The organism is Fodinibius sediminis (genome assembly GCF_900182555.1).
GTDB lineage: Bacteria > Bacteroidota > Rhodothermia > Balneolales > Balneolaceae > Fodinibius > Fodinibius sediminis.
Genome location: NZ_FXTH01000013.1, coordinates 141,637 through 164,149 on the forward strand (window position 1 = coordinate 141,637; position 22,513 = coordinate 164,149).

Below are 22,513 nucleotides of genomic sequence, written 5' to 3' on the forward strand. Positions count from 1 at the left end.
AGAGGTTAAAACAGCTCCCGCGGGGTTGCCAGGTTGCTGGGAAAATGGTTCTGTCAGGGGGTATATCCAGGAGAGATAATTAGAACGTGCCGTCTTAATGCTCAACCCTCAACCCTGCATACAGGGTTTTAAGCCCTCTTGACAAGCGGTCTGTGGCATATGCGCAGTGGCCGGAGTGATAAAAATTATTATCAAAAAAGAAGAGTAACTAATAAAAGGGAGGCGGGCAGGGCAGGCTTAGCTTGTGGACGATGCCTCAAGGAACGGGTCGCAGGGTGCTTCGAAAGAGATGGTAGTGTATAACAGGCTCTGAAAAGCATATTCCTGCGTCGGTCGATGTAGTTTCAAAGATAGTACAAATAGTATGTCAGTAGGATGGCTGTCATGTTGTAAATTCCATGGGCTATGATCGACGCCGTTAATCGTTTGGTATATAAGAATAACGCTGTATAAGCAATGGTTGGAACTAAAATATCAAACCAGCCTAATGCATCGGCCGGTAAATGGCCGATAGCAAAGAATGCAATTGATAAGAGAGCAGCAGTCCAAAGTCCTGTCTTTGGATTGTTAAATAGGTCTTTTAAAACATTGATGAAGTAGCCTCTGTTAAAAATCTCTTCTGCAATGCCGCCTCCAATTACTCCTAAAGCTATAAAAGAAAGTGTGCCTAATAATGTTCCATCGAACATCGAGACCATCTGGGCAATATCAGTCCTTTGAGCTCCTCCCGTATTCGGGATGATTAATCCGAATTGCAGCGCTGTCCAAGCCAATCCGGTTAGCAATCCCAGCAGACTATCTGTTTGCCAGTTCTTCGCGGACCAGCCGATATACTGGAAATCTTTGTGCAATAATCTGAGTGAAAAATAAATTAACGAACAAACAGCGGTAAGCTGGAAGAGTGCAATGATCAATAAATTTATCCCTGTAAGACCACCGTTAATTTTTGTAATACCAAAGAATAAGTTTGGGAGAACAAATAAAATAAAGCCCGTAATTATTGTACCGATAAAAATTGCAAGTGTCTTTCTCTTGCTAACTGATCGTTTGATTGTTTTCATTCGTTCTACAAATGGTTGGTTCTTTAACTAGAAGGCTGTACGGAATACTATTTTAAGTTGTTGCAGAAATATGCAGCAGAGACCTTTCTGAATCGATAGAGCTGAATAATGAGTGATCCCCGCCCTCTAACGGCCAATTGGTTAACCGGCCTGGTCTTTTGCCACCGGATGTGGTCAAGCAGTTTATGATGCTTTCTGTATGGCACGGGCTACTACTAAAACGTTTTTCCAGCCCGAACGATGGTCCTCGAACGACCAAATAGCTGAAAGTACAGCCTGGGCAAATCCCCATTGGGCCATTCGATCTTTGTCATAGCCTGTCATTTCGGAGATCATATCTATACGGTTTTTGATCAGGCCTGCCAAATTATCTTCATAAACCAATTTTGACAAGGGATTCCGCAAGAATGCACCTGCTTCATATTCAGGTTCACCAATGACTCCTTTTGGATCAATTGCTAACCATGGTTTTCGTCTACCGGCCAGTATATTTTCGTGATGTAAGTCTCCATGCAGAAGAACAGGGGATGCCATACTTTCTATAAGATCTTTATAGATCGCTTCTCCATTGTCCATAAGATCGGGTGGGAGGGGGCCGGACTTGCCGTCAAATTGAGCACGCAGCTGGTCAAAGCCGGTTCCCCAGTCTTGCAGGGTGGGGAAATTATAGCTTGAATCAGGGGAACGGTGGATTTCCTTAATGACAAATGAAAAAGCTTTGACAGCCTGTTTTTCGTCAAGCTGAGTAATACTGTATCCTGGTTCTATCCTTTCGATTAGCATTGCCCCCCGTTCAGTACTGTATTTTAACAGGCGGGCAGCACCGTTTCCGCCAAAGAATTGTAGAGACCTTGCTTCAAGATCTAATGCATCGCATGGAACTCCAATTTTGAGTACCGTTTTGTTGCCTTCATTGGTTTCGGCCAGGGCCACATAATTATAAGTAAGAGAAGGAAGATAGGTTGAAACCTGGATATTCCAACTTTTTTCAATTGAACGAATTAGTGAAGGTAATTGGTCAAACCATCTTTGCCCGTTGGATCCATGCAACTCCAGGACCCTTTGTTTAAACCCTGATGGAAATTCAGCCATGAGCTTTTAAGAGCTATTCTGCATAGCGGTCCCGCGCAAAAGATGCGCGCAAACCATGGTAATTTAAGAAAAATGTACTACACAAATTGAAGAACTAAAAACCGGCAGGGCAGAACCTGCCGCGGTAATACTATTAAGGTAATTGTTGATTTATCTAAGCAGTAATCTTAAGGCAATTACAGGGTGTGACTATGCCTGTTATTGCTACACCCTGACAAGAGGTCTGGCTCGGTCAGGCCGTGAATTAAACCATTTTAAGTGTGTTTTTCCTCATCCATCATTTCTTACCTGCAGACTATGCTTCGTCCAATATCTGGTAAGATAGGGGGTTTGGTGATTCAACAAAGGCGCCTGATACAGCCGAAACGAATTTCTTTACATCCGCGCCTGCCAAAAATGTATGGCGTTTGGCTTTTGATGTCCACCGCTCAAAATGAACCGTCACGGCAGGATTGGCAGCGGAGCGTAAAACACTATAGGCGATGCAACCCGACTGGGTACGTGCAGCCTGCGCCACATCACGCGATGCTTGTTGAACTATCTTCTCTTTTCCCGGTTTGGCTTCAGCGGTTGTTATGACTATAAGATCGGAGCTTTTCATTTTGTTTAGTCCAGGTTGATAATTTTAGAAAATGAATTATGCATTAGGATGATTTTCGAGAGATGTTTGTTGTACTGACCTGTCCTTCTGACCTTTCAGAGTGGGATCCCCTTTCCCTTTCGTAATTAAGTCGAACAGACTATGGTTGATGTAAGTATCCCAGGCATCTGTACAGACGTCGTGGCATTCATTTTCAGGTACGAGCCCAACATGCGTAAAGCGAATTTCTGTTTGGTCTCCCTTCCTGGCAATATCGAAAACAACATCTATGCCCGTCCACTCGGTTTGCTCCTCAACGAAGCTAAAGTAGTTTTGTAGAACATGCCATACTACTTTTTTGCCCGGCATAAATTCAGTAATCTTAAACGTGCAGCGGTGAATGTCTTGGTAGTAGTAATAAAATATGCCGGGTCTGTCGGTGTCACCTTCAATATTTTCCGACCACCATCCACGCACGTTATTAATGGCCCTGAAAACTTCTTCTGGAGTTTGGTCTACCAGTATGCTGGTGCTAAAATTTTGATCTTTCATTTTTTAATCCTCATCAGTTTTAGGATGTTGTAAATTTTATACAGACAAGGTATTGTCTACATACCACTTTCGAAGGGTGTAAAATAGACTTTCTAACGGGTTGATTTAGACACCGGTTAATTTCTACCTTTTAAAAAAATATTATGAAGCATTTAACCATCATTGTCCCGGCCGGCCGGAATAATCTGGAAAGCATTGTTGGCCCATATAACATTTTTTCAAGAGCCAACAAGCATTGGAAGGAAAGCAGCGGAAAACCCTTGTTTGATATTGAGTTGGCCGGCCTTTCAAATGAGGTGGGATTCTATGGCGACTTGTTTGCGGTGAAGCCACAGACCCGCATTGCGGCTGTATCCAAAACCGATCTCATTATTATACCTTCATTGAATCATAATTACCGGGAAGCGGTAAAGGGAAACAAAGAGTTGGTTGACTGGATTAAGAGACAATATAAAGAGGGTGCTGAAGTAGCAAGTATATGCACGGGGGCTTTTCTGCTTGCTTCATCCGGCTTGCTGGATGGGAAAAGCTGCTCTACCCATTGGTCTGCTGCAGATAATTTCAGAAAGATCTTTCCCAACGTAAAGGTAGAACCGGATAAATTGATTACCGATGAAGATGGAATTTATACCAATGGCGGGGCGTACTCTTTCCTGAACCTGATGATCTATCTTGTTGAGAAATATTACGACCGGCAAACAGCCATTTACTGTTCCAAAGTATTTCAGATTGAAATGGACCGGGAATGCCAGTCAGCATTTATCATATTCAAAGGACAGAAGATGCACAAAGATGAAATAGTGAGAGAAGCACAGGACTACATCGAAAAAAATGTGCATGAAAAAATAACTGTCAAGCAGTTAGCTTCCCGATTTGCGGTCAGCCGAAGGCAATTCGACCGAAGGTTTATCAGCGCCACCGGAAACACTCCTTTTGAATATGTACAGCGTGTAAAAGTGGAAACGGCTAAGAAACTTTTGGAAGTCGGCCGGAAAACAGTCAGCGAGGTAATGTATGAGGTGGGCTATTCCGATGCCAGCGCCTTTCGCAGGGTATTTAAGGAAATTACCAGTCTGACTCCCGTGGAGTATAAGAACCGATACAACAGAGAGGCGGTGGTGTTATGAAAGTGTTGGCTGTAAAGCAAATGTTACCAGCAGTATCCGAAGTTTTTTAATGCTTGCGACATCTCAATATGGGATCTACATATAGGTTTTGACGAAAGGAGGGATACGAACCATACTTCTCCTTTAAACAAGCTAATGTTCTATTCCTTTGAAAAAATAAAAGGGTCAATGACCGGTGCACAGTGCCCTGCTGCCATGCGTTGATTGAAATTGAATGTATTTCAGAAACCGTTTACCACAAAACCGGCAGAAAAGGGCAAACTCTGCCGAACCCTGACGGAACGGCCTGATGGACTGCACAAGTTATAGGGCGAATTTTAAATAAGCTAGCTGCCTTAAGGTCCGGCAGTACCTGTCTTGACTTTTCCAGCCCGCTCGTAATTGGCCATAATCACCCCACTTGGGGTAACAGAACTCTCTATTAAGGTAAAGACTGCCGGAATCGTACCGTGGTCAAACAACTTTTTCCCTTGGCCGAGAGTCACCGGGTGAATTTTGAGCCAGAGTTCGTCCACTAAATCATTATTAAGTAGCAGCTGAATGAGCTTGCCGCTGCCATGAACCTGAATATCAGAACCGGTTGAATTTTTGAGTTTTTTGATATCAGCCAGGCTATTAAGGAATACTGAGTTTTTCCAATCTGAGTTCTTCATGGTCTTGGACATGACGTATTTTGTGCCATCATTGATACCCGGCCACAGGTCTGCATGTTCAGGCCAGTAGTTGGCAAAAATCTCAAATGTTTTTCTACCCAGAAGATAATCTGCAGGATTAGTCCACAGCTGTTTTTCCAGGACCTTGCCATAAGCTTCGTCACCATAAGGTGCAGTCCAACCGCCATATCTGAAACCGCCTGATGTATCTTCATCAGGCCCACCAGGTGCCTGCATTATTCCATCTAATGTAATCATTGATAATGCAATTATTTTTCTCATAGTTGTTCACCGTTTAATTATTAATTAGAACCTGACATCTACGCTCCATTCATCCCGGTGATCGGTCCGGGCTGACAAGTGAGACGGCGAAACCGTCATGATCGTTATCCCTTTTTTCGCTGTTCACTCTCTTTAATCATAGCTGCCAGGTCGGCGGCCGGTCTGATTTCCCAGCTGCCGCCACCGCGGCCCAGCCGGAGGGAGGGATGCTTTGACAGCAGGCGGATGGCATGATTAAGATCGGCAGCTTCAAGGATCATGATGCCGCCTATCTGTTCTTTGGTCTCGGCAAAGGGCCCGTCGGTGACGGAGACTCTGCCGCTGCGCCATTGCAATGTGGTGGCGTTCTGGGCATCCTGAAGGGCTTCCCCTCCGGCATAGTGACCGTTGTTCTTGAGTTCTTTATCATAAGAAAAGCATTCATCCATAAAAATCTGCCGTTCAGGTTCAGACATTGTTTCCCAGACTTCATTATCCATGTATCCCAGGCAAATATATTTCATAGCGGTTTTTCATTGGATTAGGTGAGGTCCGGACAAACAGTAAAAGGAGTCTGTTGTTCTTTTCCGGACCTCATATTATATTTATCAGTTGTTATAAGTTACGGTTTACTTTACCACCTTTGACGGCTTCTTTCACGACAGGATTATCTGCTGCCTCCCGGACGTCTTCAGGGAAGTCCTCTTCTTCAAACACCTGGCGGATCTCAATTGCATCGCCTTCGGCGGCGGGACATTTTGTGGCCCATTCAACAGCTTCTTCCTTTGAATTTACATCTATCACCCAGTAGCCGCCAATGACTTCTTTGGCCTCTGCAAATGGTCCGTCGGTAACCGATGGCGTTTTCCCTTCGAATGAAACACGTGCGCCTTTCGCCGGGGGATGCAAGCCATCGAGGGCAACAAGGGCTCCGGCTTTGGCCAGTTCTTCATTAAACTTCGTCATGGCCTCAACCGCTTCGGCAGGAGGAGTAAAATCTTCACCAGCCTGTTCATCAGCGGGGGTTTGGGGTTGATAGACATTTGGGATCATAAACATTATAAACTCCATAATATATCTCTGAATTGGGTTTCTATTTGAATTCACAGCGAGTGTTCACGGAGTAGTCGAATAGCAAGCGGTGAAATCGACAATGAATCTGTATTTTTTTGAGAAAATTTCGACCAGCCCTTCCCCTCAGCTGTTAATCAGCCCTCCGCTTATGAATTACGATCTGCCTCTTATTTTTGTGTGGGGGACATCATTAGCTGTTCCATCCTTTTCCACAGGTAATACGATAGAAACATCACGGCAAGAAATACGAGCGGACCGATGATTATTTGAATTTCCCCGATATAAGCACCCGAAGCGGAGGCCCCGATAAAATCAAAGGCGAAACCGGCGTAAGCCCACTCCTTGAGTGTTTTAAACCTTCCCATAACTAAAACAACCGCTCCCAGAAGCTTGGCAATCGCCAGGATGGTCAACAGGTATATCGGGTATCCCAGAAGCGTCATAACCTCCTTGCTCCCTTCAGTTGGTATGAGCTGAACAATTCCGGACTGCAGCATTGCCAGTGCGAAAAGAATGGTAACTGTCCAATAAGCAATTTTTATTTTTTTCATGGTAGTTCACTGGTTTTCTGGAATTACTATTGTTGTGTCCACCAGGTAGTCGAATAACAGGCGGGTAAATCGACATTCAGGATTTAACATCTATTGGGTTACCTTCCAAGTTCGTTAAGTTTCCGTTTGATAAATCGCCGCTCAGGATTCTGTTGTGCGAGGGCAAGGGCACGTTCCCAGGACGCCCGCGCCTCTTTTGTTTGGCCCAGTTTCTGGCAGAGTTCCGCCTGGGCCGAGTGGGCCAGGTGATAGTCAGACAGTTCTCCGCGATCCAGGATCGTATTAATTTCATTCAGCCCGGCTTCAGGTCCATCGCGCATGGCAATCGCAACCGCACGGTTCAGTTCAATAACAGGTGAGGGGTTGACGCGCAGCAGCAGGCTGTACAGCCCCACAATCTGTGACCAATCCGTAGTATCGGGACTCTTTGCTTCAGCATGGGCAGCTGCAATAGCAGCCTGAAGGACATATGGACCTATCCGGTTGGACGTAAAGGCTTGTTTGAGCAGCGATAATCCCTCTTCAATCATGTCGGGATCCCAGAGTGAGCGGTCCTGTTCTTCCAACAGGACAAGATCTCCCGTCGGGGTAGTGCGGGCCGGCCGGCGGGATTCGTGCAGCAGCATGAGGGCGAGAAGACCGACAACTTCGGGGTCAGGCAGCAAATCGAGCAGAAGGCGTCCGAGACGAATAGCTTCCCTTGAAAGGTCAAGGCGGGTTACCGTTTTGCCCGAAGAGGCGTAATAGCCTTCATTGAATATCAGGTAAATAACCTGGAGTACGGTCTCGAGCCGATCCGGCAACTCGTGCTCCGGGGGCACCTGGAACGGGATCTTCGCCTCTCGAATTTTGGCTTTGGCCCGTACAATCCGCTGAGCAAGCGTAGGGGGTTTCACAAGGAAGGCACGGGCAATTTCTTCGGTAGTCAGATTGCATACCTCACGCAAGGTCATGGCTGCACGTGCGTCGGAAGAAAGGGCAGGGTGGCAACAGGTGAAGATCAGCCGGAGTATGTCGTCTTCAATTTTTTTGTCAACTTGCATGGACGGGTCGGCTATATCGGCTTTTATGTTTCTGGTCTGCTTTGCGTGTAAGGGGTCGAATTTTGACTGGCGCCGCATACGATCGATTGCTTTAAACCGGCCCGTGGAGATGAGCCACGCTCTCGGGTTGGAAGGGATGCCTTTGTCGTCCCATTGCTCCAGGGCCGTTTTAAAGGCATCATGCATCGCGTCTTCGGCCAGATCAAAGTCTCCGAGCAGACGAATAAGCGTTGCAAACACACGGCGCGACTCTTTACGATAAATCTCATCCACGAGTTGTGAAATATGGTCAGGAGAATTTTTCATGATTGTTTCTTTACTTCCGGAGTATTCACACTGCTTCTACTACTCGTCAAAATTTCAGCTTTATCCCGGGTTTTTAAGGTGCTCGCCCAAAGTGCCGGCTTTTCTGCCTTTTCACCCTCTGGTTTCACAATAAAAGTTTGAATTCTCATAATGACATAATATCCCTGGCTACGATTCTCAGGTCGTTGTTAAGTGAGTGACCGCCGCTGGGAATTTCCCGAAAGGTTGCCCAGGGAAGGTTATTCCTGTGATGGGTGAGATGAGCAAAGGGTACCTCTTCATCGTCGCGGCAATGGTAGAAAAAAGTCGGTACGTCCCTGGGTAGCTTGTCAGCAAAATCTACTTGCAGCTTAAGTCCCTGCACCCAATCTTCATCACCGCTCCAAAACGGGGTAGAGATGAGAAAAATGCCGACAATCTTTTTTGGGAGTTCTTTTTCCGATAAGCATTTTAACAGCATGGAAGCACCCAGGGAGTGTCCCACCAGCGTAGCTTTGCCTTTGATGCCGGAAATTTCTCTGCCAATCTGTTCAGTCCATCCAAAATCAGGCAGGGTTTTATCGGAGGATAGTTCAGGATAATGTACTTCATACGTTTCTCCCAATGTCGTACCTAAGGAAGCTACTAACTTAGCGTCTGTTGCATATCCTTTTTCACCTCCTCCCTGTATGAATATGATAAGCTTGTTCATATCGGAGGTTGATTCATCTGATGTATCATTGAAACGTACTATTGGTTTTACATGACGTTATAAGATGATCCAATATTTATGGTAGTTTAATTTCTTGAATTAACCTTTGCATGGTGAATATGCGACAGCTTGCAGGGGTTTTTGCGACAGATCAATGTAGATTTTCAAAGCCCAGTCACGACCAGGTGCATTAGCTGCAGACGTACAAATGTTAAGCTGATAAATAATGAACGGAGAGCTAAAAGTCAGAAAGCGGCAAGTACTTGGCGGTAAGTGAGCAGGTTCTGTTGAGATTTATTGTACAGACGCATAATAAATTATTCCAGCAGTTCTATTACCAGCTTGCCGGTTCAATAGGATGATACCTATACCCGAGAATGCCATAATGAGATAGCTGACGAAAAATGCTGTTTGCTTATTCTCAATACCTATCCTAAGGCCTTCACGGGAAAAGCGAATATTTTTGCGCTTCTCTACCTGGGGTGTTTAAGTGGGGGGGCAGTAAAAAACCGACATTTGTGATCGATAATGAATTAAATCCTGCCGGGGGCAACCATTCCAGTGGTACCAAATCCCTAGTGCTCCGTCTTTTGCCGTATCGAACCCGTTTATTCAGGATTTTCTTGTATTGCGAGGCGTTATGCCAAATTGAAGTCAATAGAGGATACAACATGCGCAAAACCGGCAGGTGCCAGGGTTTGGAACTGTTTGGGAAAAAAGGTAGACCCGAAAATGAGAAGCTGGTAAAAAGGGGCGGAATTAATGTGTTTGTCAGGTGTATAGCTTTCACTCCCCGAATAGCTGTAACATTAACCTTAGCCTTCTAATATTTTCAGGCTATAGCCCTGTTTCTAAATCAGAGTATGTCATCTTCTCTGTTCCCTTCTGTTATAAATTATGAATGTTTTGTTACAAATCTGTGATAACTACCCTCATAAAAAACCATAATTTTTTTATAGAGAAGGCAAGTTCTTTCGAGAGTAATATCTCAGTTAATGATTCAATTTAGATAATCATCTATTGAATCCTGAACCTGCCAATAACGGAAACCAATAACTAAATCCCATAAAAATGTATGTATTCAAATCAATCCATATTTTTGTCGTAATTGTGATATTCACTTTCATCGGGTGTTCGGATATTGCTAACCCGGAAATGGAGAGTAGCAATGATAAGCTTGCCCCGACTCTTTCTTCAGCTCATTCAGGTCAAGGTGGTGGCGCTTTGACTGCAAATGGGTGGTACGAGGGGGAAGAGATTTACTATATCCATAATGGTATAGAAGAAGGAGTTACTGAACGAGGAGAAAACGATATTTACCTAATTGGAGGTGATAGACTTCACCAGGCCAACGTCGTCGAATTTATTCCTGGCGAATCTGGATACTCACCTCACTGGAATGTATATGTCGTTCACTCAGCTGAAGGAGTTACCGTTCAGGATATCCTCGATTCTGGTTATGCATCAACCCATTATGAGAGTGAAGGGGTATTATTTGATGATGTTGAAGACCTCCGAGCGGCACTCCAGGCCGGACTTGTTACCTTTGATCGTCCCGGTGTTGTTGTAAACTGCCCGATCATTTCAGAGAAAGGTGCCGAAGCTCCCGGGAATACAGAATTATCAGAAGAGTTCCAACCTTTTGGAGAAACATTCTAATTGTATTCCTCAGTTACTTATATAGTCTCCTCTTCCTGTAAAATTGGATAAAACAGGAAGAGGGGATTATTTATATTTAAATACAAATACATTAGTGGTTCTAGGCGGAATGGGGCCAGCTGATTACTGATTCTGAATAATCATCCTTTGCCTTTTAAAGTAAATCGTAGCAAATGTTGAAAGCTTCTATAGCTTTCATTGACCGAAAATGGAAGTCTAAAGTTTCCTTGCCATAATGATTGGCTACATATTTTTCAGCTTTATGAAGGGATTCAATCACGGCTATTATGATCGCATCTCTGGCTGTATCTGCATTTAAATTTTCGTATGCAATCCAGCCCCGTTCGGCAAAAAGTACTATGAAACTTATCTGGCATCCAAATCAGTTGATAAGCTTCTTCTTCCAAATTTGATATATTTTGCTGATTTTCAATTTCAGCTAAGTCAATTCCAAGAGTTATTAGAAGAGGAGAAAAGTTTAAAAACGTCTCAATTCCATTATTTTTTTCTTTTATCTCTCTGAATTTTGGATGTCTTCAATTTTAGGATTTTTATCTTTTTGACATAACTCTTAATTCTATTGCAACCTAACAGCCTGGTGATTCTACTGCCGGGCGTACAACTCTAAAGTCCAAGAAAAAACCTGAACCGGTCAGCAGGATATAATTGTTAACTGCCACGTATTCATAACACAAGTGCTGCAAACAGAAGTCTAAAAGGGATTCAGATCATTTTATGGAATATTGAATATATGCCGCAATGGCTCACCTTCCGGTACTTGAACGATCCACGCATATTCTCCAGGTTCATCGATTTCTAAAGAGAAATATGTAGCACTTTCACCAGGAATGGCATCATAGGTGCTGACACCCCCGAGGAAATCAGCGGGGGCAGGAGTTCTGAGGCCTCCAACTTTGTACCAATCCATCCATGTATTTACTTCATTCAGATCAGTGTTTCCCTCTGTTTTGATCAGATGAATATTATTATGAACAGGATTTCCCAAAGAGTCCGCTTCCATGAGCACAGCAAAAGAATGGGAGCCGGCTTCAGCTTTCCATTGAACATCAATCTCTTTTTCTTTCAGCGTAATTATATTTTCGACAGAGGGTTCAGGACTGTTCGTAGATTCATCGGTAATAGTAAGGGGCCGCGTCATGCCGTTGACGAGGTGAATTACACCATCCTCCGTCTTAACCCAGCAATCCACAGCATACAATCCCGGTTCAAGATATACTGTTTTCTCAGCTGATCTTCCCGGAGAAACCAGTCCCCGTGCGTTCACATATTTTATGCCATCGGCCCAGTCTGGCAACAGTTCATTTACCCGCTCCGATATATCGGAGCGTTCAACTTCACCGGCTTGAAATTCCTCCAATAAAATTTCCCAAGCCCCAACATATTCATCCAGGTATTCTCTATAAGTAATATTTTCGGAGATACGGGCAAAACTTAATTCATGGATTTTATGAGCTTGTTCATTATTTAAAATAAAAGTAATCCATCCGGAGGGTAATTCAGCCGGAGCCTGAAATGCATAATCATATGCGGTAATCTCCACTCTATATTCATCCTTATTTTGTGGACTGCAGCCCCACACCAGAAGTGAGATCAAGGGTATACAGCTAAGATATTTGAGTGTATCCATTTTGTATAGCCGGTGTTTATTTGAATGAATATAGACTGGCAGTTAACAAACTGGCGCTTACGGTGCGCAGAACTTAGTGACTTATTAATAGTCTACTGATTTGATCTTCTATTAGCAAGATCCGAACCCAACGGCGAGTCTGCTAAGGGTAGCGCTTGTTAGGCTGTAGTATGTCGTCATCTCTTACGACACAAAGACTGCACTACACAAATTCGATTCTCCTGAAGATTTTTGCCAACATTTTCCAGTTTCGTCGGTGCCGCTTCACCCATCAGCAGATGAAGACCAAGGGGGGACGGACCTGATTCTGCAAGTTGCTTTGTAACGGAGTTAAACCACTGCACAGACGACTGTGAAACATCCTTCCATTGGATAATCTCCAGACCAGCTTTCTCCAAGTTGCTACGGAAGTCTTCTTGAGAGATCAGGAAGCTGCCGGAGGATACATCGGCCCAAGGGACTGGTAGGTATGGTTCGGCTTCGGAGATTGAGAAAATTTCATGGAATACAAAGACTCCCTCTGGCCGAAGTACCCGTTTAATTTCATCTATGAGCTGATCTTTCGACGAGATATTCATTTGGACATGCTCCATCCAGACTACGTCAAAATGTCCGTCTGAAAACGGGAGTTCCAAGGCGGAAGCTTCGTAAAAGCTTGTTTTTTCTTCCAGGCCCACCATGTTGGATAGCTTCTTTGCCAGCGAAATATAGGTAGGCATCAGGTCAATACCAGTGACAGGGCAGTCGAAGCTGGACGACAGGTATCGTGCGGTTCCGCCCAATCCACATCCAACATCAAGAACTTCTCTGCCGGTAAGCTCTCCTAAAAGCTCAGTCAATTCCGTAGTTGATTCTCTACCACGGATGTGGAACTCGTCAACCGGGGCCAGGTTATCAGGACTGATCTCTGTACCGTCGCCCAATTCTTTCTGAATCGCGTTAAGAAGGGTTTCTTCCAGTCCCTTCCGATCATAGCATTTAATCACTTGTTCGTATGTTCGTTCCATAACTGGTCTCTTTTTGATATATGGATGTGAAAAGTGTGAAACCTAACGACCCACGTTAAAAGGGCGGGATCTTCCCAAAATTCCGATGTTCCGGGGTCATTTAAATTAGGGCTATCAACCGTAACTAATTCAAGGAAGACCTCATGATCTATTTTGAAATAGAACTGCACTTAAATAATATGGTAAATGTAGCACTCAACGGCAATGACAAGGTGGTAAGGGAGGCAAAACTGTCAACTTCTCGATGATCACGGATATTTTTTTTCGATACCTTTGACAGTCCTGTGAAAGCGGTGGTCGAATGTACGAGCAACTGGTACTGGCTATTGGACTGGTGTCGGGCCAACGATGTTGATCTGATCTTGGCTCAGGCGAAGATGGCGGGCGGATCAGCAATGCCAAGGTAAAGACTGACACAGTGGATGCCAGGCGGCCGTCTTCGCCTATACCCATTACAGGATGGTGAAGAAATTCTATCGCAGGATTAAACGACAGAGTGGTCGTCTGGTGACAAGTACGCACTACCGCCGGTTTCAGAGCTGCAAATAGCGTAAACTTGAGGAAGGGAAGCAATGCCCGGTGGTTCGAAACAATGTAGGCAACAAGCTGATAAAAATTATCTGTGTCATATGGAACAGTGGGTGGCCTGCCAGCCTGCTCATGTTTCTCGATTTGCCCGGCCAAAAAAAGAAAATAACCTTTGATAAAGTCATAGCATTCTGGGATAGTAGCATTGTGAATGCTGGAACCTCTGTCCATTGGCAGAAGAGAAGCCCGTAAAAGGGGTTTGGATGCCGGCAGGTTCAACGACACTAAAGCTTTGATGAACAGGTAATCCGAATGTGATCGACGAAGCCGGTTGACAGTTAAAGGTTTGAAACGAGGATGTATTGAATTGCTGCATCTTAAAGATAGCTGAGAACTGCCTGCTTAACAGTTCCCTTTTTAAAAGGGCAGGTGGCTGGATTGTTGGAAGTGTAAGTAGGAATTTTTAATGCCTGATATTACACACGGTCTTTTCAATAGAATCCCACAATGTGTTTAATAAAAGGTATATATAGGATAATTTAGCATCATAATGGTATATTTATATATAGATAAAAAATCAGTTAATAATTGAAATCAAATTTTTGACACTATGATTAAGCAAAATATAGAAGAAGAAATAAACAATCAGATTCAAGAAGAATTTCAGTCAGCATATGCTTATTTGGCGATATCAGCGTGGTTTGAAGAGAAAAACCTCAGCGGCTTTGCTAGCTGGCTGAAAGCCCAGTGGCAAGAGGAAATAGAACATGGTATGAAGTTCTACAATCACTTGATTCAAAGAAATGGCCGACCAATATTGCAGGATATTGAAAAACCAAAAGTGCAATTTGATTCTCCGCTGAACGCGTTCGAATTTGCTCTTGAACAGGAGCAGCATATCACGAAACGTATTCACAAGATGTATAATCTTGCCAGGGAGGAAGACGATTATCCGCTCGAAAGTTTGTTACTTTGGTTTATTGATGAACAGGTAGAGGAAGAAGAGATGGTGCAAGATATTATTGATAAACTAAAATTAGTCGGAGAAGACGGCTCTGGACTGTACCTGCTGGATCGCGAGATGGGTGAAAGACAAGGCCAGAATGGAAAAGAAGCAGAACAAAGTGAAGACCAATAATTGCATAAATATTATTAGTTGGTTGTAAATACAATCATCTTTTGATATAGGGTGATTTTATAATTTAGCAAAAATTGACCGATCTATAGAAAAACCGCCGTCTCGGCTGTGCTGAGACAGGTGGGTGAGTCGAAAGCCATAGCTTACGGCCGTTGTTGTGTGCCTTTTTTATTTCTTCGCTTTTTTGTAAATCAACGAGCCTGTCAAAAGAGTGTCATTTTTTATCTTAAAATCCCTTATTAAGACTCCCAAATTACTAAAGTAACCACTTTCTTCGTTCTTATAGATTTTTCCATTTAATATGCCCCAGTTAAATATGTAGTAGTTATCCTTTTTGTCAATGGAAATGGTTGGCCAATTTTCTGTATTTTGATATGTGCCAAGTATATTATCATTACTATTGCTTACCCTTAGAAATTGCGAATCGTTAGGGTATGAGATTTCATTCTCTATTTCAAAACTCTTGGCCAATTTTGTTTTTTCACTCTTGAAAATACTGTCCGCAGGTAATGCATTTATTAGGTTGTAAGCATAGTCTGCCATTAAATGAGGCAATAAATAAGCTCTGTTGTCATTAGAGAAAGCAATGACCCCAATTTTTTTCTCTGGCATAAATGAGATGTGGAAACTTATCCCTGCCAAATTCCCAAAGCGTGTCAAAATTCTTTCCTTCTGGTATTCAGCAATATCCCAGCCTAAACTGTAGCCCGTTCGTTGGTATGTAAAATAGTTTCTGTCTTGCGGTGTGGTCGAAGCATGAAGTTCTGACCAAGAATATTTATTCAGTAAAATATTGTCTTCTCTAATGTTTGCACTTAACCATTTTGAAAGGTCGTTTACAGTTGAAATTATCCCTCCTGCTGCGTGCATTGTGATGTCCTCTTTGTAAAAGCCCTTTTCAATGATTCCCCTGTTTTTGGAAACGGTAAGTGATGGACGAATGTCTTTTAATTCATAATCACTGACATTTGCACTTGTGTTTTCCATTTTTAATGGTGTGAAAATATAGTCTTTCATTTCATCTTTCCATCTTTTACCCGTTACGTTTTCCACAACCATACCAGCAATGATTGGACCAACATTTGAATATCGAAATTCACCTGATGGGTCAAAAAGAAAGTCAGTATTTAAATCGTTGATTAATTCTTCATTTTTACCACTATATCCCAAAAAGGCTGTTTTCCACGCCATACTGGTGCTAAATGTGCCGTGAGTGTGATTTAAAAGGTTTTTAATTGTTATTTTTTTTGTGTCTATACTGTCATTGTAATTTAGTTGAGAAGATAATCATCAAGTGAGTTGTTTAAATTGAGTACTTTTTTCTGTTCTAATATTTTGAGTAATGTTCCCGTGAATGATTTTGTGCTGGATGCAATGTACATGAGGGAATTATTATTCAGAGAAGATTTTTTGCCATTTAAAATCTCTCTGTTGATAGCAAATGAATAAGCCAATCCATTTTCATCAACTACAGCAAAAATAAAATCGCCAAACAATGCTTTTTCTTTGTAGATGTTTTTTAATTGGTGTTCAAATTTTGAGGAAAATTGGGAATGTTCTTCTTGGAATTTTGGGTTGTTTAGGAATGTAGAATCCTTGTTTGTCGGCTCAGTTAAGGAGTTCTCTTTTTTTGTTTGAGCTATTAATGAATTAGTCATCAAGAAAATGATTGTAACGGCCCAAAATAGTTTCGTCATAAAGATATGATTTGACTTACAATTTAGATTTTAATTGCCCTACGGGATTTACGTATGAAAGGTTACGGATGTGATACAACTATCTATCACACAAGTAGAAGATTGAATAAATGAAATAGCTTGAATATTAAACACTTCACCCTGCATTCTTTAATGACCGCGTGTTTGTGCGTTTTGGGGGGAGGGGGCAGAGGGAAATCCGACTCTTGGATGCCTGTCAGATCGCCATATATGCCCTACGTTATCAAGATCAAGTACGGTTGTTAGAACCTGAAAATGCAAATTTAGATCGTCTTGGGCATTTGTTAAGCTTACGCTTATTATTAGTTGAAGATCGCAGCAAAAACCTGCAATACCTGAGAGATCTTGCATGAAGCTGGGGACTGTCTCAGATGATCAGGGTGGACAACAGCCCGGAATTTGTCAGACGCAAGCTGGACTTGAGGTGTAACCTGACCCTGGCCTTTATCCAGCCAGGCAAATCGTTGCAGAATGGATATCTCGAGCGACTCAACGGAAGCATTTACCGGGAGCTGCTCACTGCGTATGGTGTTTCGAACGATCCAGGAAGTTCGCCAGAAGGCCGAGCAGGGGAAAGGCGATTACAACTGGCGACGACCTCACAGTTCACTAGGCTATAAGACACCGATGGAGCTACTAAAGGAACCCGAAAACTCTGATTTATATTGGGTCGAAAAAAGGAGAAGCCTACAGCCCTTCAAGCTATCCGCTGTTTTCTCAAGAGCCCTATAACGACCATCGGGATAAGCGGCGTAATGCGTTCTCTGGATTATTGATGAATTACATCTTAGCTGAAATCTTTAAATCAAGCAAGGCAATGGGAGTCGCGTCTGCTTGATGCCGTGGTTATGTGGCGGGCCATCTGGTTATTGGTAAATAATTAGTTACAGATCAACAATTAATTATATAATCCAGGGCCGGCGTGAGCCCGAAACGCCCCCCGAATCCGGCATCCATTTTTTTTACTGACAGGTTTTTACCATATTCAAATCCACTGTAATGCGGACCGGTTGGCGGCTCAGGGTACCGGGCATTCGCTTTTCTGCGGTAAAACACAACGTTAAATCTGACAGGAGTTTCCATGGCTAAGAAAATACAACTCAACGAATCCGATATTCCAACCCACTGGTACAACGTCATCTCCGACATGCCGAACAAGCCACAGCCCCCGCTGAATCCCGAGACGGGAGAACCCGCCGGACCGGAAGATCTCTCGCCGATCTTTCCGATGGGGCTGATCGAGCAGGAGGTCTCTGCCGAGCCGAAGATCGAGATTCCCGACGAGGTGCGCGATATCTACCGGATCTGGCGCCCCTCGCCAATGTATCGCGCCACGCAACTGGAGAAGGCCCTCGACACCCCCGCCAAAATCTACTACAAATACGAGGGGGTGAGCCCCAGCGGCTCTCACAAGCCCAACACGGCCGTCCCGCAAGTCTACTACAATAAGCAGGAAGGAGTCAAGAGCATCACCACTGAAACCGGGGCTGGTCAGTGGGGTACCGCCCTGGCTTTCGCCTGTGCCCAGTTCGATATAAACTGTGAAGTCTACATGGTTAGGATCAGCTATGACCAGAAGCCCTACCGAAAGGTGATGATGAACACCTTCGGTGCTGACGTCTACCCCTCGCCGAGCGATCGCACCCAGGCGGGGCGCAACGTCCTGGCCAAGGATCCCGACACCAGCGGCAGCCTGGGCATCGCGATCTCCGAGGCGATCGAACGCGCCGTGCAGGACGAGCAGACCAAGTACTCGCTCGGCTCGGTGCTTAACCACGTGCTGCTGCACCAGACCGTGATCGGGCAGGAGGCGATGAAACAGCTTGAGTATGCCGGCGACTATCCCGATGTGGTGGTGGCCCCGCTCGGCGGGGGTTCCAACTTCGCGGGGATCTCGTTTCCCTTCCTGAAGAATAACCTGCGCGAAGGCAAGAACACCCGTTTTGTTGCTGTGGAACCCGCCTCCTGCCCGAAGCTGACCAAGGGGGAGTTTATGTACGATTTCGGGGATTCGGCGGGCTATACGCCGCTGCTGCCGATGTACACCTTGGGCCATAACTTCACCCCGGCGGCGATCCACGCCGGCGGGTTGCGCTACCACGGCGCCAGCGTGCTCTGCAGTCAGCTGTTGAAAGATGAGCTGATCGAGGCGGTGGCGATCCAGCAGTTGGAGTGCTTCGAGGCGGGCGTGCTCTTCGCCAAGACCGAGGGGATCATCGCCGCTCCCGAAGCAACCCACGGTATTGCACAGGCGATCCGCGAGGCTGAGCGTGCCAAAGAGGAGGGCACCGAAAAGACGATTCTGTTCAACCTCTGCGGGCATGGGTTCGTCGATATGTCGGCCTACGAGGACTACTTCGCCGGAAAGCTCAGCGACCACTCCTTTACCGACGAACAGCTCAAACAGAACCTGCAGGAGGTGCGCGACCTGGCGCCCAATCGGGGTTGATCTATACAAGGAAATCGGAATCAATACCGGTGGGCAAAACCCACTCTCAATTATTGGATCGGTAGCTTAAAATAGTAGGCATCCTAACGACCTGGCGCTTAAGGTGCGCACGGATTGATGTTGAGTTAGCAACTAACGAAAGAAGAGACATAAAACCAAGAGTGGCCCCGACGCATCGGGGGCGAGGTGTGTCCGACTTAATGCGCGGGATCTTTCCAAAAAGGGGTCCTTACTTAGATTAATGGCAGGCAACCATAACTAACTAAGGAGGACCTCATGACCTATGTAGGAATAGATCTTCACTCAAATAATATGGTAAATGTAGCACTCAACGGCAATGGTAAGATGGTAAGGGAGGCGAAGTTGCCGACGTCCCGACGATCTCTGGAGGATTTTTTCGGCACCTTTGACGGTCCTATCCGGGCCGTGGTCGAATGCACCAGCAACTGGTACTGGCTGTCGGACTGGTGCCGGGCCAATGGTGTTGATCTGACGCTGGCCCATTCGAAGATGGCGGGGGCCATCAGCTACGCCAAAGTGAAGACTGATACCGTGGATGCGCATACCCTGGCCGAGCTGTTGCGGGCCGATCTGATTCCGGAGGCCTATCAGATCAAACACGACCGACGAGAGCTTCGAGAGTTGACCCGCGGGCGGCTGCGACTGATCCAGTGGAGAGGAAAGCTGCAGTCTGCGCTGTGGGGACAGGCCATTAAGTATAACGTGCCCATCAGCGGCAGCCAGTGGCGCTATCTCGGAGAGTTGCAGCAGTGGTTACAACCACAGCTGCCCCCAGCAGCGGGTCTGCAGGCTGAACTCATGATTGAACAGATTATTCAGTTACAGCGACAGATCCATCGGATCGAAGAAGAGATTGAAAAGCAGGTACCTTTTGAAGCAACTGCCGAACGGCTCATGGCCGTGCCGGGCCTTGGAAAAGTGGGCGCCTGGACCATTATGGCCGAGATCGGGGACATTACCCGGTTCCCGAGTGCGAAACAATTTGTTAGCTATTGTCGGCTGGTACCGGGAGCCTCCGACAGTGGCGGAAGCCGAAGGCACAAATCGGGTAATAAAGATGGCAACAAGTACCTACGTGCAGCTTTTGGGCAGGCCGCGGTCTCTGCCTACACCCATTATAAAGTGGTGAAGAAATTTTATCGTAAGATTAAGCGTCGAAGCGGTCGGCCCGTGGCCCGAGCCGTTGTGGCCAAAGAACTGGCCAAAGGAGTCTGTGCCGAGTGCTCGGCATGACAAAGAACGAAGAATATAGAGGATTTAAGGGCAGCCGGTACGGGCGGCCTCGCAAACCTGCTGGCCCCAGCCTATAAACCCGCACGCCTAACCGGGACATCTTAAGGTAAGCCCGTGCGTCCCGAGTATTCGGGAGGACATCGGCCGGCTGGCCGGTTAAAGATCTGGGATAGTCCCGATTATTCGGGGCAGCTTCTGCCCATTGGTGGAAGATAAGCCCGTAAAGGGGTTTGGATGCCGGCAGGTAATCCGAACTTGATCAACGAAGCCGGTCGCCAGCGATAGGTTTGAACAAAGGATTTATAGAAATGAATACAAACAGCTGGGTGAGGACTGTCTGCTTGACATTTTCCTTTTTAAAGGGGTTAGGCACCTGCTCTAGTTGATTATAGTATTGACTAAATTATTACCAAGATAATTTGTAATACTGTGATCCGAATTTTCAAAATCACGCAACCCAATAGTTTGGCCAATTGCAATTTCCCATGGTTTGTTACTTCCGATTAAACCCATCAGATCGTTCCTTATATCTTTTAAATCGGTTTCTTTTCTGGAAAAATCATTATCACGGAAATTACACATTGCATCAAAGTGAGGATGGTCCTCATTATTTTCAATCCAGACAAAGATATTGTCTCTTAATTCTTCCCATGAAGTATTTAATCTTTCTAAAACCTCATCAGTGAGTAATAAATTTTCTGCAGCTCTGCAGGATAGCCGAAATCTTTTAATACATCCTAAATCTTCAATTTCCTCTTCTTCAACCTCGTCTTTATCTCTCAAAGAATATCCAACTGCATTGTCATACACTGTCGATAAAATTTTCCTTGACAATGTTTCATAATCATTCATTCTAACGATGCTATCAACTGGGCAAGGATGAATATTAATTTCACCTTGTGAAGTGCGTAGAGCTTGTTGCCAGATTCTTAGATCGTCTTCACCTTCAACGAGAAAAATTGGTGATTCGTTAAATACATTAGATAAAGGATGAGCCCCAAATATTGGTAGAATTGTTCTATGGATTTCATTTGTTGATTCAAACTCTACCCGATTTTCCCCCGCTTTTATAAAACCCACTTTTAAATCATCTGAATCTCTTAATGAACTCAGCAAAGCAGTACTATGAGTTGCGATAATTATTTTAACTGGTTCTTCTTTAAAAATATCAACCAAAAATCTTGCAAATTTTGACTGTAAGTCGGGATGCAAATGGACATCTGGTTCATCAAATAAAAGAAAATTTTCAATTCCTTCTTTTGCTTCTTTTTGAAAGACTAAAGATTCAATTGATAAGGAAATAATCTCAGACTCTCCACTACTTATTTGATCCTCACCTATTTTCCTGTCTTCTTCTTGTAAATAAATTTCAAAATCTTCACCTTCTCTTTTTAACCATATATTTTCAAGCAAGTTATTTATCGATTCAACAATTGTATCAAAAGTATAATCCATGTTTTGACGCAACTGTTGATCAGATTCAATCTCTCTTAAAACAAGGGTTTCAAGTTTCCTGAACTGCAGAACGCTTTGCTGTCTAAATTGTCGATATTGATTGTTCCTTAATTGATTAGGCAACCATCTTTCATCGTTGTTCATATTCCGCTCGATATTCGGCTCATGCTTTAAGGTACCGCCTCTCTCTGGAGTAATATACTTTGTGTTAATATTTTGTTCGTTCCTAAAATTGTATTCATCAAATTGTCTTAGCAATCTACTTTTTCCACTACCATTTTTGCCAAGGAGGACATTTACTTTGCCAAGATTTTCAAGAGAATAGTCATTAAAGTCTAAATTCATAAAAAGTATATTTTATTAAATGAGGCAAGGTGCCTAACGATATTGCGCATAAGCTGCACGCGAATGAATGTTGAATTAGCAACTAACGAAAGACGAGACTTAAAACCAAGAGTGGCCCCGACGCATCGGGGGCGAGGTGTGTCCGCTTAATGCGCGGGTTAGGTATAAAGTTAGTACTCATTTAAATTACTTAGAAGATTAATCTTTTGGGTTAATCTTTCTACTAGGGTGTGTAAACTGAACTCTGTCCGGGCTGCTTATTTTTCGTGGTTACGGGTTAAGTCTAATGGTAGTCGATCGCCATATCGAATAGCCAGCTGC

22 protein-coding genes are annotated in these 22,513 nt (G+C 44.4%); 7 read left to right on the plus strand and 15 right to left on the minus strand.

The genetic code is table 11. The features are described 5' to 3' along the window. Positions 1–344: 344 nt before the first annotated feature. From FN808_RS14470 to FN808_RS14485, 4 genes are all read right to left on the minus strand, one after another. Positions 345–1,061 carry a CPBP family intramembrane glutamic endopeptidase gene (locus FN808_RS14470; RefSeq protein ID WP_142715321.1) on the minus strand — a complete coding sequence of 239 codons (717 nt, stop codon included), beginning with the start codon at positions 1,059–1,061 and terminating at the stop codon, positions 345–347. Positions 1,062–1,244: 183 nt separating this feature from the next. Next, complete coding sequence (locus FN808_RS14475; RefSeq protein ID WP_142715322.1) at positions 1,245–2,153, minus strand: aminoglycoside phosphotransferase family protein; 909 nt, start codon at positions 2,151–2,153, stop codon at positions 1,245–1,247. Positions 2,154–2,448: 295 nt separating this feature from the next. Next, complete coding sequence (locus tag FN808_RS14480; protein WP_142715323.1) at positions 2,449–2,754, minus strand: putative quinol monooxygenase; 306 nt, start codon at positions 2,752–2,754, stop codon at positions 2,449–2,451. A gap of 36 nt (positions 2,755–2,790) precedes the next feature. Then, positions 2,791–3,285, minus strand: coding sequence for an SRPBCC family protein (locus tag FN808_RS14485; protein WP_142715324.1), 495 nt, complete (start codon positions 3,283–3,285; stop codon positions 2,791–2,793). Between the two features lie 143 nt (positions 3,286–3,428). Between FN808_RS14485 and FN808_RS14490 the strand changes: the two genes are divergently transcribed. Beyond that, positions 3,429–4,412 (plus strand): GlxA family transcriptional regulator, encoded by a 984-nt coding sequence (locus FN808_RS14490; RefSeq protein ID WP_142715325.1) that lies wholly within the window; start codon positions 3,429–3,431, stop codon positions 4,410–4,412. 335 nt (positions 4,413–4,747) lie between these two features. On the opposite strand, the gene FN808_RS14495 is transcribed toward FN808_RS14490, so the two are convergent. The 6 genes from FN808_RS14495 to FN808_RS14520 form a co-directional block, all read right to left on the minus strand. Further along, complete coding sequence (locus tag FN808_RS14495; RefSeq protein ID WP_142715326.1) at positions 4,748–5,347, minus strand: dihydrofolate reductase family protein; 600 nt, start codon at positions 5,345–5,347, stop codon at positions 4,748–4,750. Between the two features lie 104 nt (positions 5,348–5,451). Further along, complete coding sequence (locus tag FN808_RS14500) at positions 5,452–5,850, minus strand: YciI family protein (RefSeq protein ID WP_142715327.1); 399 nt, start codon at positions 5,848–5,850, stop codon at positions 5,452–5,454. Positions 5,851–5,941: 91 nt separating this feature from the next. Further along, positions 5,942–6,397 carry a YciI family protein gene (locus FN808_RS14505; RefSeq protein ID WP_142715328.1) on the minus strand — a complete coding sequence of 152 codons (456 nt, stop codon included), beginning with the start codon at positions 6,395–6,397 and terminating at the stop codon, positions 5,942–5,944. A gap of 170 nt (positions 6,398–6,567) precedes the next feature. Continuing rightward, positions 6,568–6,951 (minus strand): DoxX family protein, encoded by a 384-nt coding sequence (locus FN808_RS14510; protein ID WP_142715329.1) that lies wholly within the window; start codon positions 6,949–6,951, stop codon positions 6,568–6,570. Between the two features lie 98 nt (positions 6,952–7,049). Next, a complete protein-coding gene (locus FN808_RS14515) occupies positions 7,050–8,300 on the minus strand; it encodes an RNA polymerase sigma factor (protein WP_142715330.1) in 1,251 nt (416 codons plus the stop codon). 145 nt (positions 8,301–8,445) lie between these two features. Beyond that, positions 8,446–8,991, minus strand: a complete 546-nt coding sequence (locus FN808_RS14520) for an alpha/beta fold hydrolase (RefSeq protein ID WP_142715331.1) — start codon at positions 8,989–8,991, stop codon at positions 8,446–8,448. 1,071 nt (positions 8,992–10,062) lie between these two features. Here FN808_RS14520 and FN808_RS14525 point away from each other — a divergent pair. Beyond that, a complete protein-coding gene (locus FN808_RS14525) occupies positions 10,063–10,650 on the plus strand; it encodes a hypothetical protein (protein WP_142715332.1) in 588 nt (195 codons plus the stop codon). A gap of 733 nt (positions 10,651–11,383) precedes the next feature. On the opposite strand, the gene FN808_RS14530 is transcribed toward FN808_RS14525, so the two are convergent. Then, positions 11,384–12,298, minus strand: a complete 915-nt coding sequence (locus FN808_RS14530) for a hypothetical protein (protein WP_142715333.1) — start codon at positions 12,296–12,298, stop codon at positions 11,384–11,386. A gap of 176 nt (positions 12,299–12,474) precedes the next feature. Continuing rightward, positions 12,475–13,305 (minus strand): class I SAM-dependent methyltransferase, encoded by an 831-nt coding sequence (locus FN808_RS14535; protein ID WP_142715334.1) that lies wholly within the window; start codon positions 13,303–13,305, stop codon positions 12,475–12,477. 1,138 nt (positions 13,306–14,443) lie between these two features. Between FN808_RS14535 and FN808_RS14540 the strand changes: the two genes are divergently transcribed. After that, a complete protein-coding gene (locus FN808_RS14540; protein WP_142715335.1) occupies positions 14,444–14,971 on the plus strand; it encodes a ferritin in 528 nt (175 codons plus the stop codon). Between the two features lie 168 nt (positions 14,972–15,139). On the opposite strand, the gene FN808_RS14545 is transcribed toward FN808_RS14540, so the two are convergent. Next, complete coding sequence (locus tag FN808_RS14545; protein WP_142715336.1) at positions 15,140–16,228, minus strand: serine hydrolase domain-containing protein; 1,089 nt, start codon at positions 16,226–16,228, stop codon at positions 15,140–15,142. Between the two features lie 14 nt (positions 16,229–16,242). After that, complete coding sequence (locus FN808_RS19360) at positions 16,243–16,668, minus strand: serine hydrolase (protein WP_142715337.1); 426 nt, start codon at positions 16,666–16,668, stop codon at positions 16,243–16,245. 392 nt (positions 16,669–17,060) lie between these two features. On the opposite strand from FN808_RS19360, the gene FN808_RS19475 reads away from it, so the two are divergent. The 4 genes from FN808_RS19475 to FN808_RS14565 all read left to right on the plus strand — a co-directional run bounded on the left by FN808_RS19475 (position 17,061) and on the right by FN808_RS14565 (position 20,392). Beyond that, a complete protein-coding gene (locus tag FN808_RS19475) occupies positions 17,061–17,309 on the plus strand; it encodes an integrase core domain-containing protein (RefSeq protein WP_142715338.1) in 249 nt (82 codons plus the stop codon). Then, positions 17,215–17,421 (plus strand): integrase core domain-containing protein, encoded by a 207-nt coding sequence (locus FN808_RS19480; protein ID WP_350354192.1) that lies wholly within the window; start codon positions 17,215–17,217, stop codon positions 17,419–17,421. The genes FN808_RS19475 and FN808_RS19480 overlap by 95 nt, the downstream gene beginning before the upstream one ends. Before the next feature lie 349 nt (positions 17,422–17,770). Then, complete coding sequence (locus FN808_RS14560) at positions 17,771–19,138, plus strand: TrpB-like pyridoxal phosphate-dependent enzyme (RefSeq protein ID WP_142715339.1); 1,368 nt, start codon at positions 17,771–17,773, stop codon at positions 19,136–19,138. 276 nt (positions 19,139–19,414) lie between these two features. Beyond that, on the plus strand, positions 19,415–20,392 hold the full coding sequence (locus FN808_RS14565) for an IS110 family RNA-guided transposase (RefSeq protein WP_142715340.1): 978 nt from the start codon (positions 19,415–19,417) through the stop codon (positions 20,390–20,392). 378 nt (positions 20,393–20,770) lie between these two features. Here the strand turns inward: FN808_RS14565 and FN808_RS14570 are convergent, their stop codons facing one another. Next, on the minus strand, positions 20,771–22,192 hold the full coding sequence (locus FN808_RS14570; protein ID WP_142715341.1) for an AAA family ATPase: 1,422 nt from the start codon (positions 22,190–22,192) through the stop codon (positions 20,771–20,773). Positions 22,193–22,513 lie beyond the last annotated feature (321 nt).